Annotated in this window: 16 protein-coding genes; 8 read left to right on the top strand and 8 right to left on the bottom strand. The window is 60.8% G+C overall.

Features of this window, described 5'->3' with window-relative positions; all coding sequences use genetic code 11:
- Positions 1 to 44: 44 nt before the first annotated feature.
- From trmB to ACIP66_RS13780, 4 genes are all read right to left on the bottom strand, one after another.
- Positions 45 to 770, bottom strand: a complete 726-nt coding sequence (gene trmB / locus ACIP66_RS13765; protein WP_008083818.1) for a tRNA (guanosine(46)-N7)-methyltransferase TrmB — start codon at positions 768 to 770, stop codon at positions 45 to 47.
- 9 nt (positions 771 to 779) lie between these two features.
- Positions 780 to 1574, bottom strand: a complete 795-nt coding sequence (locus ACIP66_RS13770) for a thiazole synthase (RefSeq protein ID WP_007913621.1) — start codon at positions 1572 to 1574, stop codon at positions 780 to 782.
- A 60-nt stretch (positions 1575 to 1634) separates the two neighbouring features.
- On the bottom strand, positions 1635 to 1835 hold the full coding sequence (thiS, locus tag ACIP66_RS13775) for a sulfur carrier protein ThiS (RefSeq protein ID WP_122604433.1): 201 nt from the start codon (positions 1833 to 1835) through the stop codon (positions 1635 to 1637).
- Positions 1836 to 2083: 248 nt separating this feature from the next.
- Positions 2084 to 2455, bottom strand: a complete 372-nt coding sequence (locus ACIP66_RS13780) for a DUF423 domain-containing protein (protein WP_201228806.1) — start codon at positions 2453 to 2455, stop codon at positions 2084 to 2086.
- A 74-nt stretch (positions 2456 to 2529) separates the two neighbouring features.
- On the opposite strand from ACIP66_RS13780, the gene mtgA reads away from it, so the two are divergent.
- The gene (gene mtgA / locus ACIP66_RS13785; protein ID WP_008083830.1) at positions 2530 to 3252 is read left to right on the top strand and encodes a monofunctional biosynthetic peptidoglycan transglycosylase; all 723 of its coding nucleotides are present in this window, start codon (positions 2530 to 2532) and stop codon (positions 3250 to 3252) included.
- Positions 3253 to 3264: 12 nt separating this feature from the next.
- Here the strand turns inward: mtgA and ACIP66_RS13790 are convergent, their stop codons facing one another.
- The 4 genes from ACIP66_RS13790 to ACIP66_RS13805 all read right to left on the bottom strand — a co-directional run bounded on the left by ACIP66_RS13790 (position 3265) and on the right by ACIP66_RS13805 (position 8053).
- Positions 3265 to 4239, bottom strand: coding sequence for a serine/threonine protein kinase (locus ACIP66_RS13790; protein WP_400648745.1), 975 nt, complete (start codon positions 4237 to 4239; stop codon positions 3265 to 3267).
- A gap of 167 nt (positions 4240 to 4406) precedes the next feature.
- Positions 4407 to 6308: a PhoX family protein gene (locus ACIP66_RS13795; protein WP_400648747.1), complete on the bottom strand. Its 1902-nt coding sequence runs from the start codon at positions 6306 to 6308 to the stop codon at positions 4407 to 4409.
- A 69-nt stretch (positions 6309 to 6377) separates the two neighbouring features.
- Positions 6378 to 7142, bottom strand: coding sequence for a TOBE domain-containing protein (locus ACIP66_RS13800; protein ID WP_159815399.1), 765 nt, complete (start codon positions 7140 to 7142; stop codon positions 6378 to 6380).
- Positions 7143 to 7318: 176 nt separating this feature from the next.
- Complete coding sequence (locus tag ACIP66_RS13805; protein WP_400648749.1) at positions 7319 to 8053, bottom strand: ComF family protein; 735 nt, start codon at positions 8051 to 8053, stop codon at positions 7319 to 7321.
- Between the two features lie 91 nt (positions 8054 to 8144).
- Between ACIP66_RS13805 and bioB the strand changes: the two genes are divergently transcribed.
- The 7 genes from bioB to ACIP66_RS13840 form a co-directional block, all read left to right on the top strand.
- Positions 8145 to 9200 (top strand): biotin synthase BioB, encoded by a 1056-nt coding sequence (bioB, locus tag ACIP66_RS13810; RefSeq protein ID WP_008084274.1) that lies wholly within the window; start codon positions 8145 to 8147, stop codon positions 9198 to 9200.
- A 130-nt stretch (positions 9201 to 9330) separates the two neighbouring features.
- On the top strand, positions 9331 to 10509 hold the full coding sequence (gene bioF / locus ACIP66_RS13815) for an 8-amino-7-oxononanoate synthase (protein WP_400648751.1): 1179 nt from the start codon (positions 9331 to 9333) through the stop codon (positions 10507 to 10509).
- Positions 10502 to 11233: an alpha/beta fold hydrolase gene (locus ACIP66_RS13820; protein WP_400648753.1), complete on the top strand. Its 732-nt coding sequence runs from the start codon at positions 10502 to 10504 to the stop codon at positions 11231 to 11233. The genes bioF and ACIP66_RS13820 overlap by 8 nt, the downstream gene beginning before the upstream one ends.
- Positions 11226 to 12035: a malonyl-ACP O-methyltransferase BioC gene (gene bioC, locus ACIP66_RS13825; RefSeq protein ID WP_400648754.1), complete on the top strand. Its 810-nt coding sequence runs from the start codon at positions 11226 to 11228 to the stop codon at positions 12033 to 12035. Before ACIP66_RS13820 ends, bioC begins: the two co-directional genes overlap by 8 nt.
- Positions 12032 to 12712 carry a dethiobiotin synthase gene (gene bioD, locus ACIP66_RS13830; protein ID WP_400648756.1) on the top strand — a complete coding sequence of 227 codons (681 nt, stop codon included), beginning with the start codon at positions 12032 to 12034 and terminating at the stop codon, positions 12710 to 12712. The genes bioC and bioD overlap by 4 nt, the downstream gene beginning before the upstream one ends.
- A 108-nt stretch (positions 12713 to 12820) precedes the next feature.
- The gene (locus ACIP66_RS13835; RefSeq protein WP_053124459.1) at positions 12821 to 13117 is read left to right on the top strand and encodes a hypothetical protein; all 297 of its coding nucleotides are present in this window, start codon (positions 12821 to 12823) and stop codon (positions 13115 to 13117) included.
- A gap of 275 nt (positions 13118 to 13392) precedes the next feature.
- A partial coding sequence (locus ACIP66_RS13840; RefSeq protein WP_400648757.1) for a phenylacyl-CoA dehydrogenase occupies positions 13393 to 14604 on the top strand: 1212 nt, incomplete at its 3' end.

Consider the following 14604-nt stretch of genomic DNA (forward strand, 5'->3'; position numbering starts at 1 on the left):
GCAGCATTCCCACGCAGAGCGTGGGAACGATCATCGCGTGATGCTTAGGACTGTTTTTCGAACTTCAGGTCCCACACGCCGTGGCCAAGACGTTCGCCGCGGCGTTCGAACTTGGTGATCGGGCGTTCGGCCGGGCGCGGTACACACTTGCCGTCTTCGGCGAGGTTGCGGTAACCCGGCGCGACGTTCATCACTTCCAGCATGTATTCAGCGTACGGTTCCCAGTCGGTGGCCATGTGCAGAATGCCGCCGACCTTCAACTTGCTGCGTACCAGTTCAGCGAACGAGGCCTGAACGATACGACGCTTGTGGTGACGGCTCTTGTGCCACGGATCCGGGAAGAACAGCATCAGGCGATCGAGGCTGTTGTCGGCGATGCAGCGGTTGAGCACTTCGATCGCGTCGCAATCGTAGACCCGCAGGTTGGTCAGGCCTTGGGTCAGCACGCCATTGAGCAGCGCGCCGACACCCGGACGGTGAACTTCAACGCCGATGAAATCCTGATCCGGTGCCGCTGCAGCCATTTCCAGCAGCGAGTGGCCCATGCCGAAACCGATCTCCAGCGAGCGCGGCGCCGAACGGCCGAACACTTGATCGTAATCCACCGGCGCGTCGGCCAGCGGCAGCACGAACAGCGGGGTGCCTTGATCCAGACCTTTTTGCTGGCCTTCGGTCATGCGCCCGGCACGCATCACGAAACTCTTGATGCGGCGGTGTTGGCGCTCGTCGCCTTCTTCCGGCTGGATAGGCGTGTCGTTCGATTCAGTCATCAATGGCTCTTACTTGATCAGACCATCCAGCGGCGAAGAGGCGCTGGCATAGAGTTTTTTCGGCATACGGCCAGCGAGGTAGGCCAGACGGCCTGCAACGATGGCGTGTTTCATGGCTTCAGCCATCATCACCGGCTGCTGGGCGTGGGCGATGGCCGAGTTCATCAGCACCGCATCGCAACCCAGTTCCATGGCGATGGTTGCGTCGGACGCAGTGCCGACACCGGCATCGACCAACACAGGAATCTTGGCTTCTTCAAGGATGATCTGCAGGTTGTACGGGTTGCAGATCCCCAGACCGGAACCGATCAGACCGGCCAGCGGCATCACCGCGATGCAGCCGATTTCCGCCAGTTGACGGGCGATGATCGGGTCATCGCTGGTGTACACCATCACGTCGAAACCTTCCTTGACCAGCGTTTCGGCAGCCTTGAGGGTTTCGATGACGTTAGGGAACAGGGTCTTCTGGTCAGCCAGGACTTCCAGCTTCACCAGGTTGTGACCGTCGAGCAGCTCACGGGCCAGGCGGCAGGTGCGCACGGCTTCGATGGCGTCGTAGCAACCGGCGGTGTTCGGCAGGAAGGTGTAGCGCTCCGGCGACAGCACGTCGAGCAGGTTCGGCTCGCCTTCGATCTGACCGAGGTTGGTGCGGCGCACGGCGAAGGTGACGATCTCGGCACCCGAGGCTTCGATGGCCTGACGGGTTTCTTCCATGTCACGGTACTTGCCGGTACCAACCAGCAAACGCGACTGGTAAGTACGACCGGCCAGCACAAAAGGCTTGTCGCTACGAACGATGCTCATGGGGAATCCTCTTTAGGAGTGAGGGTCTTGCAGAATTCTGTGCCCTTGCGGGCCGCCCGCTTAGCCGCCGCCGATGGCGTGCACGACTTCGACGTTGTCGCCGTCGTTGAGCGTGGTGTCGGCATGCTGGCTGCGCGGGACGATATCCAGATTGAGTTCAACTGCCACCCGGCGTCCGGTCAGTTCCAGACGGGTGATCAGGGCCGCAACGGTTTCACCGTCGGGCAGTTCAAGGGATTCGCCGTTCAACTGAATGCGCATGCGCAATGCCGCCATCATTTTTAGGGGCTGGCATTCTAGCCCGATCAGACAGGGTGACCCAAGCCATTCGTCTTGAAACCCGCTGCCCCGCTGAAATGCCCAGGCCCGTGTAGGAGCTGCCGCAGGCTGCGATCTTTTGATGTTGTTTTTCAAGATCAAAAGATCGCAGCCTTCGGCAGCTCCTACAGGGAGCGGTTTGCGACCAGATACAGGGAGCGGTTTGCGATCAGTTCAGGTCGGAGGGTGGCTCAGGTCAGGCGCCACGCGGCGAGGCCCAGGCACAGCCAGCCAATCAGGAAGGCGAGGCCGCCGAACGGGGTGATGATGCCGAGCTTGCTGATGCCGGTGGTGGTCAGCACATACAGGCTGCCGGAGAACAGCAGAATGCCGACAGTGAAGGACACGCCGGCCCAGGCGACCAGTCGGCCCTGAATCTGCGTGGCCAGCAGCGCGACGCCAAACAGCGCCAGAGTGTGCACCAATTGATAGGTGACGCCGGTGTGGAAAATCGCCAGATATTCCGGCGTCAGGCGGTTTTTCAGGCCGTGGGCGGCGAATGCGCCCAGCGCGACACCGGTAAAACCAAAGAAAGCGGCCAGCAGCAGAAAGCCACGCAACATGAAGAACTCCAGTCAGACTCGATCGGCAGGGTCTGTATAATGGCCCGCTCCACGGGTTCGGCCAAGCCATCTCTATGCTGCGTACAATTTTCCGTCGTCTTACGAAGGCCCTACTCTGGTTCGCGGGCGGCAGCATCGTGCTGGTGCTGATCTTTCGTTTCGTACCGCCGCCGGGCACGGCGCTGATGGTCGAGCGCAAGGTCGAGTCGTGGGTTGACGGCGAGCCTATTGATCTGCAACGCACGTGGAAGCCGTGGGACGAGATCTCCGACGATCTCAAAGTCGCGGTCATGGCCGGTGAAGATCAGAAATTCCCCGAGCATTGGGGTTTTGATTTCAGCGCGATCCAGGCCGCACTGGCGCACAACGAACTCGGCGGCTCGATTCGTGGCGCCAGTACGTTGAGCCAGCAAGTGTCGAAAAACCTGTTTCTGTGGGCCGGGCGCAGCTATCTGCGCAAAGGCCTCGAAGCCTGGTTCACCGCGTTGATCGAGGTGTTCTGGCCCAAGCAGCGGATTCTTGAGGTGTACCTGAACAGCGTCGAGTGGGATGACGGTGTATTTGGCGCCGAAGCTGCCGCCCGTCATCATTTCGGTGTGAGCGCCAAGTCGCTGTCTCGCCAGCAGGCGAGTTATCTGGCGGCGGTGTTGCCGAATCCACGCGTGTGGAGCGCCAGCCATCCGACCGCTTACGTGTCGCGCCGCGCCGGCTGGATTCGCCAGCAGATGAGCCAGTTGGGTGGCGACAGCTATCTGCTGGGTCTCAACGATTCGCGCCGGGCACCGTGGGCGCGCTGATCCTTTCCTGTGTCAGAACAACTTCAGCGGCTCTTCATTGAGGGCCGACAGTTGTTCGCGCAACGCCAACACCTGATCGCCCCAATAACGCTCGGTGCCGAACCACGGGAAACTGTGCGGGAACGCCGGGTCATCCCAGCGTCGTGCCAGCCACGCGCTGTAGTGCATCAGACGCAAGGCGCGCAGCGGTTCGATCAGCGCCAGTTCGCGCGGGTCGAAATCGTGAAACTCGTTGTAGCCATCCATCAATTCCGATAACTGCCCGAGGCATTCCTGACGGTCGCCGGCGAGCATCATCCAGATATCCTGCACCGCCGGGCCCATGCGGCAGTCGTCGAGGTCGACGATGTGGAACATCTCGTCGCGGCACATCATGTTGCCGGGGTGGCAGTCGCCGTGCATGCGGATGTTCTGGTGCGGCGTCGCGGCGTAGACATCCTCGACACGTTTGAGCAGATCGCGGGCCACCGACTCATAAGCCGGCAGCAAACTTTTCGGAATGAAATTGCCTTCGAGCAAAGTGTTCAGCGAGGCGTGGCCGAAGTTTTGTACGCCCAGCGCTTCACGGTGTTCGAACGGCTTGGTCGCGCCGACCGCGTGAATGCGCCCGAGCAACTGGCCGAGGCGATACAGCTGATCAAGATTGCCCGGCTCCGGCGCCCGGCCGCCACGACGCGGAAACAGGGTGAAGCGGAAACCGGCGTGTTCGTGCAGGGTTTCGTCGTTGTGGATCATGGGCGCAACCACCGGGATGTCGACGTCGGCCAGCTCGAAGGTAAACTTGTGTTCTTCGAGGATGGCTTCGTTGGTCCAGCGTTGCGGGCGATAGAACTTGGCGATCAGCGGTTCGGAGTCTTCGATGCCGACCTGATAGACGCGGTTCTCGTAGCTGTTGAGCGCCAGAATGCGCGCATCACTGAGGAAACCGATGCTTTCAACGGCATCGAGCACGAGATCGGGTGTGAGGGTTTCAAACGGGTGGGCCATGCTGACTCCTGCGCGCAGCAGGCTGCCGCGTCCGGCCCAGCATGGTAGCGCAGATGGCAGGCCCTTAGGGGGTTGGTGTCTGGGCTGACGCTATCGCGGGCAAGCCTTGCTCCTACAGATCAGGCGCAAGACCCGTAGGAGCAAGGCTTGCCCGCGAAGGCATTGGCTCAGGCGCCGACGATCCCGCCATCCTCACGGGAAATCGCCATCACCGACGACCGCGGTTTGCCATTCGGCAAATGCTCAGGGAACGTCGACCCACCGTTCTCCCCCGGATGCTGAATCCCGACAAACAGCGTCTTCTGATCCGGCGAGAAGCTGATCCCCGTCACCTCGCAACCAATCGGCCCGACCATAAACCGGCGAATCTCACCGGTCACAGGGTCGGCGCACAACATCTGGTTATTGCCCATTCCGGCAAAATCCCCGGCGTTGCTCGAATCGCCGTCAGTCAGAATCCACAAGCGCCCGGCATCGTCAAAACCCAAACCATCGGGGCTGTTGAACATGTTCTGCGGGGTGATGTTAGACGAACCGCCCTTCGGCGTTCCGGCGTGCACACCCGGATTGCCGGCGACTACAAACAGATCCCAGGCGAAGGTGTTCGAGCCGTGATCATCACGGTCGGTGCGCCAGCGCAGAATCTGCCCGTAGACATTCTTCTCACGCGGGTTCGGCCCGCCCACCGGTTGCCCGTCCTCGCCACGTTTGGCGTTGTTGGTCAGGGTGCAATAAACCTGGCCGTCCTTGGGGCTGACGACGATCCACTCCGGGCGATCCATGCGCGTGGCACCGACGACACTGGCGGCGAGGCGCGCGTGAATCAGCACTTCGGCCTGATCGGCAAAACCGCTGCTGGCGTCGATGCCGTTTTTGCCGTGGCTCAGTTCGATCCACTGACCTTGGCCCTTCGGGTGATCGGGGTTGCTGTCGCCGGCGTCGAACTTGGCCACGTACAAGGTGCCGTGATCGAGAATGTCGCGATTGGCCTTGGCGTTGCGGTGGTTGATCTTGTCGCGGCTGACGAATTTGTAGATGAACTCGCCGCGCTCGTCGTCGCCCATGTACACCACGGCGTGGCCATCAGCGGTTTCCGCCAGTGCGGCGTTTTCATGTTTGAAGCGGCCCAGCGCGGTGCGTTTGACCGGCGTCGATTGCGGATCGAACGGATCGATCTCGACCACCCAGCCGTGACGGTTGAGCTCGTTGGGATTCTTCGCCATGTCGAAGCGCGGATCGTGCGGGTGCCAGTTGATCTCTTTGCTGGTGGCGACCACGCCGTAGCGTTTTTGCGCGGCGTCGAATTTCAGCTCGGCGTTGCTGCTACCGAAACAGTCGGTGAAGTTCTCTTCGCAGGTCAGGTAAGTGCCCCACGGCGTTTTGCCGTTGGCGCAATTCTGAAAGGTGCCGAGGACTTTTTTGCCGCTCGGGTCGGCGCTGGTTTTCAGCAACGCGTGACCAGCCGCCGGGCCGCCAATGCGCAACGGCGAGTTGCCGTGAACTCGGCGGTTGTAGCGCGAGCCCTGAACGAACTGCCACTGACCACTCTTGCGCTGCACTTCAATCACCGACACGCCTTCACAGGCCAGTGCCTTGCGCACTTCTTCGGCCGACTGCGGCATGCCGCCGTGCGGGTAGAGGTAGCGGTAGTTGGTGTATTCGTTGTTGATCGCCATCAGCGCGCGGTTTTTGTCGTCGGGGAAGGCGAACAGGCTCATGCCGTCGTTGTTGTCGCCGAACTGCACTTCCTGTGCGGCGGCGCTGCCGTTGCCACTCGGGTCAAAGGCCGGGCCGTTCTTGCTCAGCGGCTGGCCCCAACTGATCAGCACCGATGACTTGTAGCCTTTGGGCAGGCTGATGACGTCGCTGGTCGCGGCGGGAATGCTGTCGAAACCGAGCAGGCGACTGTTGCCGGCGCTGACGCTGGCGGCCAGCACGCTGCGGCTCAGCAGGTTACCGCCAAGGAACATCGCCGCGCCGCACAACGCGCCGGCGCTGATGAAGCCGCGACGGCTGAGGCCGACCATTTTTTCCAGGTCAGTGGATTGGTTTTCTTCTAATAGGCTCACGTCAGGCTCCCTGCTTGGTTTGGCAGCCACCTTAATCAGGGTCTATGACGTTTTTGTTGCAGGCTCGATTTAGAGCGGCGTACCGATCAACACATTCGACGGCGAGAACTGCACCTGCACCGGTTGTTCGACGGTCAGCCCACGAGTGCGCAGATCCATCGGCTCAGCCAGTGCGCAGAGTGTGTGGCCGTTGGGCAGGGAGATTCGCACTTCACTCGGGCCGTCTTCGGCGTCAAGGATCGCTTCGATGGTGCCGGTGAGGAGATTGTGTCCCGGCGTTGCAGATTGTTCAGCGGTGAGCAATTCCAGCCAGCCAGCCTTGATCAGGGCGACCACTTCGGTGCCGTTTTGCAGTTCAAGGTGCACGGTGCTGTCGTGGGTGATCTGTGCGTCGAGGCACAAGCCTTCGGCCAGCTCCAGACGGATCAGGTCATTGCGGCCCTGCGCTTCGATGGCGATGACTTTGCCGTGCAACTGATTGCGCGCGCTGGTTCGCAGCATCAATCGGCCGAGCAGATCGAGATCGCTGGCGTCTTCCGCCGCTTCCAGCACCTGCGCCTGCAAGGCTTGCAGCTTTTGATACAGGCGCAGCACGCGTTCGCCTTCGCTGGACAGCTTGGCGCCACCGCCGCCCTTGCCACCGACGGCACGTTCAACCAACGGTTTCTGCGCCAGATTGTTCAGCTCATCGATGGCGTCCCACGCGGCTTTGTAGCTCAGGCCGGCGCTTTTTGCGGCGCGGGTGATCGAGCCTTGTTCGGCGATGTGTTGCAGCAGGGCGATACGCTGCGGACGACGGACGATGTGCTGGGAGAGCAGGGAAGGCATGGACATGAAGGGGTGCTTTTTAGCCGTGGCGGTGGGGAGTGAAGTTGGCCGCTTGCCACGCGAGAGTCAAGCCCAACCCAATCCCTTGTAGGAGCTGCGGCACGCTGCGATCTTTTGATGTTGTTTTTGAAGATCAAAAGATCGCAGCGTGCCGCAGCTCCTACAGGGGTTATGTGTTGGTTTCAGGTTCCGGGTTTTGGCGTGCGGGCGAGGCAGTAGACATCGACTCTTGCTGCACCGGCATTCATTAGCAATCGGGCTAACGCTTGGGCCGTGGCGCCGGTGGTCAGCACATCATCGACCAACGCCAGATGTCGGCCTTGGACATTGGCGTCAGGATCCAGACTGAACGCTTCACGCAAATTACGTTTGCGCGCTTTGGCGTCCAGATTCTGCTGGGCGCTGGTGTTTTGCACCCTGTGCAGCATCCGTTCCTCACAGGGCAAATCCAGCGACGCGCTCAACCATCGCGCCAGCATCGCCGCCTGATTGAAGCCTCGTTGACGCAAGCGCTGTTTCGCCAGCGGCACCGGCAACAACACATCCGGCCTCGGCAGGTCCTCTTCGAAGCGATGTTGCAGGTATTGCCCGAGAACGTCGGCGAGCAGGTGGCCAAACGGCCATTTCGCGTTGTGTTTAAACCGCGTAATCAAACTGTCGACCGGGAAGCCATACAGCCACGGCACAACGACCTGTTCGAACGCCGGCGGCTCTAGCAGGCACTCGCCGCAAGTCAGGCCCGCTGCGGCCAGCGGCAATGCACAGGTGACGCAGTGGTCTCCGAGCCATGGCAGCTCAGTTTCGCAAGCGACGCAAATTGGCATTTCTGCTTCTGCGGCCTCATCGCACAACAAACATGTCTGTACGTTTTTTAAACAGATGTAAACCGAGCCTTTGTATCGTGGTTGACAGCGCATGACTCTTCCTTAAATATGCCGAACATCCGTGTAGCGCCTGTGGGTATTCCGTTTCCCCAGTCGCGAGCCAAGCATAACCAAGGAATTACCCATGAGCGCGAGCACCACCGCCACCCTGCGTCACGACTGGTCTCTGGCCGAAGTCAGAGCACTCTTCGTACAGCCCTTCAACGACTTGCTGTTCCAGGCGCAAACGGTGCACCGCGCGCATTTCAACGCCAACCGCGTGCAGGTCTCGACCCTGTTGTCGATCAAGACCGGCGCCTGCCCGGAAGACTGCAAGTACTGCCCGCAGTCCGGGCACTACAACACCGGTCTTGAAAAAGAAAAGCTGATGGAAGTGCAGAAAGTCCTCGAAGAGGCGGCGCGCGCCAAAGCCATCGGCTCAACGCGTTTCTGCATGGGCGCGGCGTGGAAGCACCCGTCCGCCAAAGACATGCCGTACGTGCTGAAAATGGTTGAAGGCGTGAAAGCCATGGGCCTGGAGACCTGCATGACCCTCGGCCGTCTCGATCAGGATCAGACCGAAGCACTGGCCAAGGCCGGCCTCGATTACTACAACCACAACCTCGACACGTCGCCTGAGTTCTACGGCAGCATCATCACCACCCGCACTTACAGCGAGCGCCTGCAAACCCTGGCCTACGTGCGTGAGTCGGGGATGAAGATCTGCTCGGGCGGCATTCTTGGTATGGGCGAGTCGCTGGACGATCGCGCCAATCTGCTGATCCAGTTGGCCAACCTGCCGGAACACCCGGAATCGGTGCCGATCAACATGCTGGTGAAAGTCGCCGGCACGCCGCTGGAAAACGCCGAAGACATCGACCCGTTCGACTTCATCCGCATGCTCGCGGTGGCGCGCATCCTCATGCCGCAATCCCACGTGCGCTTGTCCGCTGGCCGCGAAGCGATGAACGAGCAGATGCAGGCCCTCGCGTTCTTCGCGGGTGCCAACTCGATTTTCTACGGCGACAAACTGCTGACCACCGCCAACCCGCAGGCGGACAAGGACATGCAATTGTTTGCGCGTCTGGGCATCCAGCCGGAAGCGCGTGAAGAGCATGCCGACGAGGTTCACCAGGCGGCGATCGAGCAGGCGCTGGTGGAGCAGAAGAGCAGCGAGCAGTTCTACAACGCTGCCGTCTGATCGCCCCACGGATTCCAAGTAGGAGCTGCCGAAGGCTGCGATCTTTTGATCTTGTCTTTTAAAAAACAACATCAAAAGATCGCAGCCTTCGGCAGCTCCTACACAGTCATTTTTCAGATGTGAGGCCTGCATGTCTTTCGATCTCGCCGCACGCCTTGCTGCCCGTTGTGCCGAAAATCTCTATCGCCAACGTCCGCTGCTCGAATCCCCGCAGGGACCTGAAGTGGTGGTCGATGGCAAACCATTGCTGGCCTTCTGCAACAACGATTACCTCGGCTTGGCCAACCACCCGCAAGTCATCGAAGCCTGGCGCGCTGGCGCTGAACGCTGGGGCGTCGGTGGCGGTGCCTCGCATTTGGTGATCGGCCACAGCGGCCCGCACCACGCCCTCGAAGAAGCCTTGGCCGACCTCACCGGTCGCCCGCGTGCGCTGCTGTTCACCACCGGTTACATGGCCAATCTCGGCGCGGTCACGGCGCTGGTCGGGCAGGGCGATACGGTGCTGGAAGACCGCCTCAATCACGCCTCGTTGCTGGATGCCGGGTTGTTGTCCGGCGCGCGTTTCAATCGCTATCTGCACAATGACGCCGAGAGTCTGGCCAAGCGCCTGGAGAAAGCCACCGGCAATACGCTGGTGGTCACCGACGGTGTGTTCAGCATGGACGGCGATCTGGCCGATTTGCCGGCTCTCGCCCGCGCAGCCAAGGCCAAAGGCGCGTGGCTGATGGTCGATGACGCGCACGGTTTCGGCCCGCTCGGCGCGAATGGCGGCGGCATCGTCGAACACTTCGGTTTAAGTCAGGAGGATGTGCCGGTGTTGGTCGGCACCCTCGGCAAAGCCTTCGGCACGGCTGGAGCTTTCGTCGCCGGCAGCGAGGAACTGATCGAAAGCCTGATCCAGTTCGCTCGCCCATATATCTACACCACCAGCCAGCCACCGGCGCTGGCGTGTGCAACGCTGAAAAGTCTGGAGTTGCTGCGCACTGAACATTGGCGTCGAGAGCATCTGCAAACGCTGATCCGCCAGTTCCGCCGTGGCGCCGAGCAGATCGGTCTGGAACTGATGGACAGCTTCACGCCGATCCAGCCGATCATGATTGGTGATGCCGGGCGTGCGGTGCGTTTGTCGCAGATGTTGCGCGAGCGCGGGCTGATGGTTACTGCGATCCGTCCGCCAACGGTGCCTGCCGGCAGTGCGCGTTTGCGCGTGACCCTGACCGCAGCGCACAGCGAGGCGCAGGTGCAGCTATTGTTAGAAGGACTGGCCGATTGCTTTGCCCAACTCTCGTCGGAGCCAAGCCATGCGTAATCGCCTGATTCTGCTGCCCGGCTGGGGCCTCGGTGTGTCGCCGATGGAGCCTCTGGCCGCGGCGTTGCAAGGCCTCGATGAACACCTGAAAGTCGAAATCGAGCCGCTGCCGGAACTGGATTCCAGTGACCTGCAAGACTGGCTCGACGAGCTCGATGAAAGCATTCCTCAAGATGTATGGCTCGGCGGCTGGTCGCTGGGTGGCATGCTCGCATCCGAGTTGGCGGCGCGGCGTGGCGAGCATTGCTGCGGGTTGCTGACGCTGGCGAGCAATCCTTGTTTTGTTGCCCATGAGCAGTGGCCGAGTGCGATGGCGGGCGAGACGTTCGACGCGTTTCTCGCCGGTTGCCAAGCCGACCCGCGCACCACTCTCAAACGGTTTTCGCTGCTGTGTGCTCAGGGCGCGCAAGACCCGCGCGGCTTGTCGCGATTGTTGCTCGGCGGCGCGCCGAATACCGCGCCGTCAGCATTGATGGCCGGGCTGGAATTGCTCGCACAGATCGACACCCGCGATGCGCTGCAGGCGTTTCGTGGGCCGCAGTTGCATCTGTTCGGCGGGCAGGACGCGCTGGTGCCGGCGGAAGCAGCGGGGGAGTTGTTCACTTTGTTGCCGGATATCGAAATTGGTCTGATCGAACAGGCCAGTCATGCGTTTCTTCTGGAAGACCCCCACGGACTGGCGGGCGCGATCCAGGGTTTTTTACATGAGTGCGGTGATGACTGATTTGTCTCTTGTGCTGCCTGGCGGCTTGCCTGACAAGCGTCAGGTCGCAGCCTCTTTTTCGCGTGCAGCGGCCAGTTACGACAGTGTCGCCGAGTTGCAACGTGATGTCGGTACACAGTTGATTCAGCGTTTGCCAACGGATTTTGTCCCGGCGCGCTGGCTGGATCTCGGTTGCGGCACCGGTTATTTCACCCGCGCGCTGGCTTCGCGGTTTGCCGAGGGCCACGGGCTGGCGCTGGACATTGCCGAGGGCATGCTCGATCACGCGCGGCCATTGGGTGGTGCCGAGCATTTCATCGCCGGTGATGCGGAGCGGTTGCCGTTGCAGGATTCGACCTGCGATCTGATCTTCTCCAGCCTTGCGGTGCAGTGGTGTGCGGATTTCGAGGCGGTGCTCAGCGAAGCCTTTCGCGTGCTGAAACCGGGCGGAATTTTTGCGTTTGCTAGTCTTTGTGTAGGGACGTTGTTTGAGTTGCGCGACAGCTGGCGGCAGGTCGACGGGATGGTGCACGTCAACCGCTTCCGCGAGTTTTCCCGTTATGAACAATTGTGTGCAGCGAGTGGCTTGCGCACGCTGAGTCTGCAGAATCAGGCGCATGTGCTGCATTACCCGGATGTGCGCAGCCTGACCCATGAATTGAAGGCGTTGGGTGCACACAATCTGAATCCGGGGCGGCCGGGCGGTTTGACCGGGCGCGCGCGGATTCTTGGGTTGGTCGAAGCTTACGAGCAGTTCCGTGAGGCGTCGGGATTGCCGGCGACTTATCAGGTGGTCTACGCCGTGTTGGAGAAACCCGTATGAGCGCAGCCTATTTCATCACCGGAACCGATACCGATGTCGGCAAGACCACGGTGGCCGCCGGGTTGCTGCACGCGGCGCGCTCGGCCGGGCTGAGCACGGCGGCGGGCAAACCGGTGGCTTCCGGCTGCGAAGTCACGCCCAAGGGTTTGCGCAACTCGGATGCGCTGGCGCTGCTGGCCGAATGTTCATTGCCGCTGAGTTATCAACAGGTCAATCCGGTGGCGTTCGAACCGGCGATCGCTCCGCATCTGGCGGCGCGTGAAGCGGGTGTGGCGTTGACCGTGCAATCGCTGCTGGGGCCGATGCGCGAGATTCTGGCGATGAATGCCGATTTCACTCTGATCGAAGGTGCAGGTGGCTGGCGCGTGCCGTTGGCGGATCAGGATAATTTGTCGGATCTGGCGATTGCGCTGAAGCTGCCGGTGATTCTGGTCGTCGGCGTGCGCTTGGGCTGCATCAGTCATGCGCTGCTGACAGCTGAGGCGATTGCCCGGGATGGTCTGCAACTGGCGGGGTGGGTGGCGAATATCATCGATCCGAAGACGTCGCGGCTGGAGGAGAATCTGGCGACATTGGCCGAGCGGATCCCGGCGCCGTGTTTGGGCCGGGTGCCGAAACTCAAGGCGTTGAGCGCAGAGGCGGTGGCCGATCATCTGCAACTGGATTTGCTCGACTAAGTTTTTCACTATGAGCAGGCACTGTGCCATTAGTGTTTTTGACGGGTGTTTTTCTGGCGCGTCTGCTTCAATGACGGCTATTGATCCTTCCCAAGGATGAGAACCGTTATGGAAATCTCCGGTAACACAGCTTTTTATGCGGGGCTAAGCTCGATTCAGAGCGGGCAGAACCGTGTGGATCAGGCTGCCAGCCAGATCGCCAACACCACTATCGAACGTTCGGTCACCAGCCAGTCCTCGGAAGCTCAGGTTGATCGTCTGCGTGGCGTGGATCGCAGCCAGCAAATGGATCCGGGCAGCGACATGGTGCAGATGGCGCAGGGCAAATTCCAGGTGGATCTGGGCGCGAAGGTCGTCAAGGCATCCGACGAAGTGCTCGGTACGATCATCGATACGTTCGCCTGAATACCTCTTCACCTGCCTTCTGAACGCCGCGCCTTGTCGCGGCGTTTTTCGTTGTAAGTCCTTCTCCCTCAACTAATCTTTTTTCAGCGCCCGTGGCTCGTTCGAGTCCATGGCGGTTTGCTGTGTCCGGCGTTTGAAAGCTGCGATGACGAACGGCAAAAGATCGACGCTTGACAAGATTTCAGCGTAAACGTATGTTTCAAACAACTGTTTGACCGTCACAACAAATCAACACGGTCGTTCATTCCCGGTTACATCAGCAGAGGTTTATCGCTATGCCTGACTACAAGGCCCCCTTGCGTGATATTCGCTTCGTTCGTGACGAGCTGCTCGGCTACGAAGCGCACTATCAGAGCCTTCCGGCTTGCGCAGACGCGACTCCGGACATGGTTGACGCCATTCTCGAAGAAGGCGCCAAGTTTTGTGAGCAGGTACTGGCACCGCTGAACCGCGTGGGCGACCTCGAAGGTTGCACCTGGAGCGAGTCCGGCGTGAAAACCCCGACTGGCTTCAAAGAGGCTTACAAGCAATTCGTTGAAGGCGGCTGGCCAAGCCTCGCTCACGACGTTGAGCACGGCGGCCAAGGCCTGCCGGAGTCGTTGGGTCTGGCCGTGAGCGAAATGGTGGGCGAAGCCAACTGGTCGTGGGGCATGTACCCAGGCCTGTCGCACGGCGCGATGAACACCATCTCCGAGCACGGCACGCCTGAGCAGCAAGAAGCCTATCTGACCAAATTGGTTTCCGGCGAATGGACCGGCACCATGTGCCTGACCGAACCGCACTGCGGCACCGACCTGGGCATGCTGCGCACCAAGGCCGAACCTCAGGCCGACGGTTCCTACAAAGTCTCCGGCACCAAGATCTTCATCTCGGCCGGTGAACACGACATGGCCGACAACATCGTCCACATCGTCCTGGCCCGCCTGCCGGACGCACCGGCTGGCACCAAAGGCATCTCGCTGTTCATCGTTCCCAAGTTCATGCCGAATGCCGATGGCACCGTCGGTGAGCGCAACGCAGTGACCTGTGGTTCGCTGGAACACAAGATGGGCATCCACGGCAACGCCACTTGCGTGATGAACTTCGACGGCGCTACCGGTTTCCTGATCGGCCCGGCGAACAAAGGCCTGAACTGCATGTTCACCTTTATGAACACCGCACGTCTGGGTACCGCGCTGCAAGGTCTGGCCCACGCCGAAATCGGTTTCCAGGGCGGCCTGAAATACGCTCGCGATCGTCTGCAAATGCGCTCGCTGACTGGCCCGAAAGCGCCGGAAAAAGCTGCCGACCCGATCATCGTTCACCCAGACGTACGCCGCATGCTGTTAACCATGAAGGCGTTCGCCGAAGGCAACCGTGCGATGGTGTATTTCACCGCCAAACAGGTCGACATCGTCAAATACGGCGTCGATGAAGAAGAGAAGAAGAAAGCCGACGCACAGCTGGCCTTCATGACTCCGATCGCCAAAGCGTTCATGACCGACGTC

Source organism: Pseudomonas sp. NPDC088429 (assembly GCF_044753305.1).
GTDB classification, from domain to species: domain Bacteria; phylum Pseudomonadota; class Gammaproteobacteria; order Pseudomonadales; family Pseudomonadaceae; genus Aquipseudomonas; species Aquipseudomonas rustica.

Bases quoted from the DNA above. Each gene is read 5' to 3' on its own strand.
- ACIP66_RS13770 (WP_007913621.1), bottom strand. From the start codon at position 1,574: ATGAGCATCGTTCGTAGCGACAAGCCTTTTGTGCTGGCCGGTCGTACT.
- mtgA (WP_008083830.1), top strand. From the start codon at position 2,530: ATGCTGCGTACAATTTTCCGTCGTCTTACGAAGGCCCTACTCTGGTTC.
- ACIP66_RS13805 (WP_400648749.1), bottom strand. From the start codon at position 8,053: ATGCGCTGTCAACCACGATACAAAGGCTCGGTTTACATCTGTTTAAAA.
- thiS (WP_122604433.1), bottom strand. From the start codon at position 1,835: ATGCGCATTCAGTTGAACGGCGAATCCCTTGAACTGCCCGACGGTGAA.
- ACIP66_RS13800 (WP_159815399.1), bottom strand. From the start codon at position 7,142: ATGTCCATGCCTTCCCTGCTCTCCCAGCACATCGTCCGTCGTCCGCAG.
- ACIP66_RS13790 (WP_400648745.1), bottom strand. From the start codon at position 4,239: ATGGCCCACCCGTTTGAAACCCTCACACCCGATCTCGTGCTCGATGCC.
- bioC (WP_400648754.1), top strand. From the start codon at position 11,226: ATGACTGATTTGTCTCTTGTGCTGCCTGGCGGCTTGCCTGACAAGCGT.
- ACIP66_RS13835 (WP_053124459.1), top strand. From the start codon at position 12,821: ATGGAAATCTCCGGTAACACAGCTTTTTATGCGGGGCTAAGCTCGATT.
- ACIP66_RS13820 (WP_400648753.1), top strand. From the start codon at position 10,502: ATGCGTAATCGCCTGATTCTGCTGCCCGGCTGGGGCCTCGGTGTGTCG.
- ACIP66_RS13780 (WP_201228806.1), bottom strand. From the start codon at position 2,455: ATGTTGCGTGGCTTTCTGCTGCTGGCCGCTTTCTTTGGTTTTACCGGT.
- bioD (WP_400648756.1), top strand. From the start codon at position 12,032: ATGAGCGCAGCCTATTTCATCACCGGAACCGATACCGATGTCGGCAAG.
- bioF (WP_400648751.1), top strand. From the start codon at position 9,331: ATGTCTTTCGATCTCGCCGCACGCCTTGCTGCCCGTTGTGCCGAAAAT.
- trmB (WP_008083818.1), bottom strand. From the start codon at position 770: ATGACTGAATCGAACGACACGCCTATCCAGCCGGAAGAAGGCGACGAG.
- bioB (WP_008084274.1), top strand. From the start codon at position 8,145: ATGAGCGCGAGCACCACCGCCACCCTGCGTCACGACTGGTCTCTGGCC.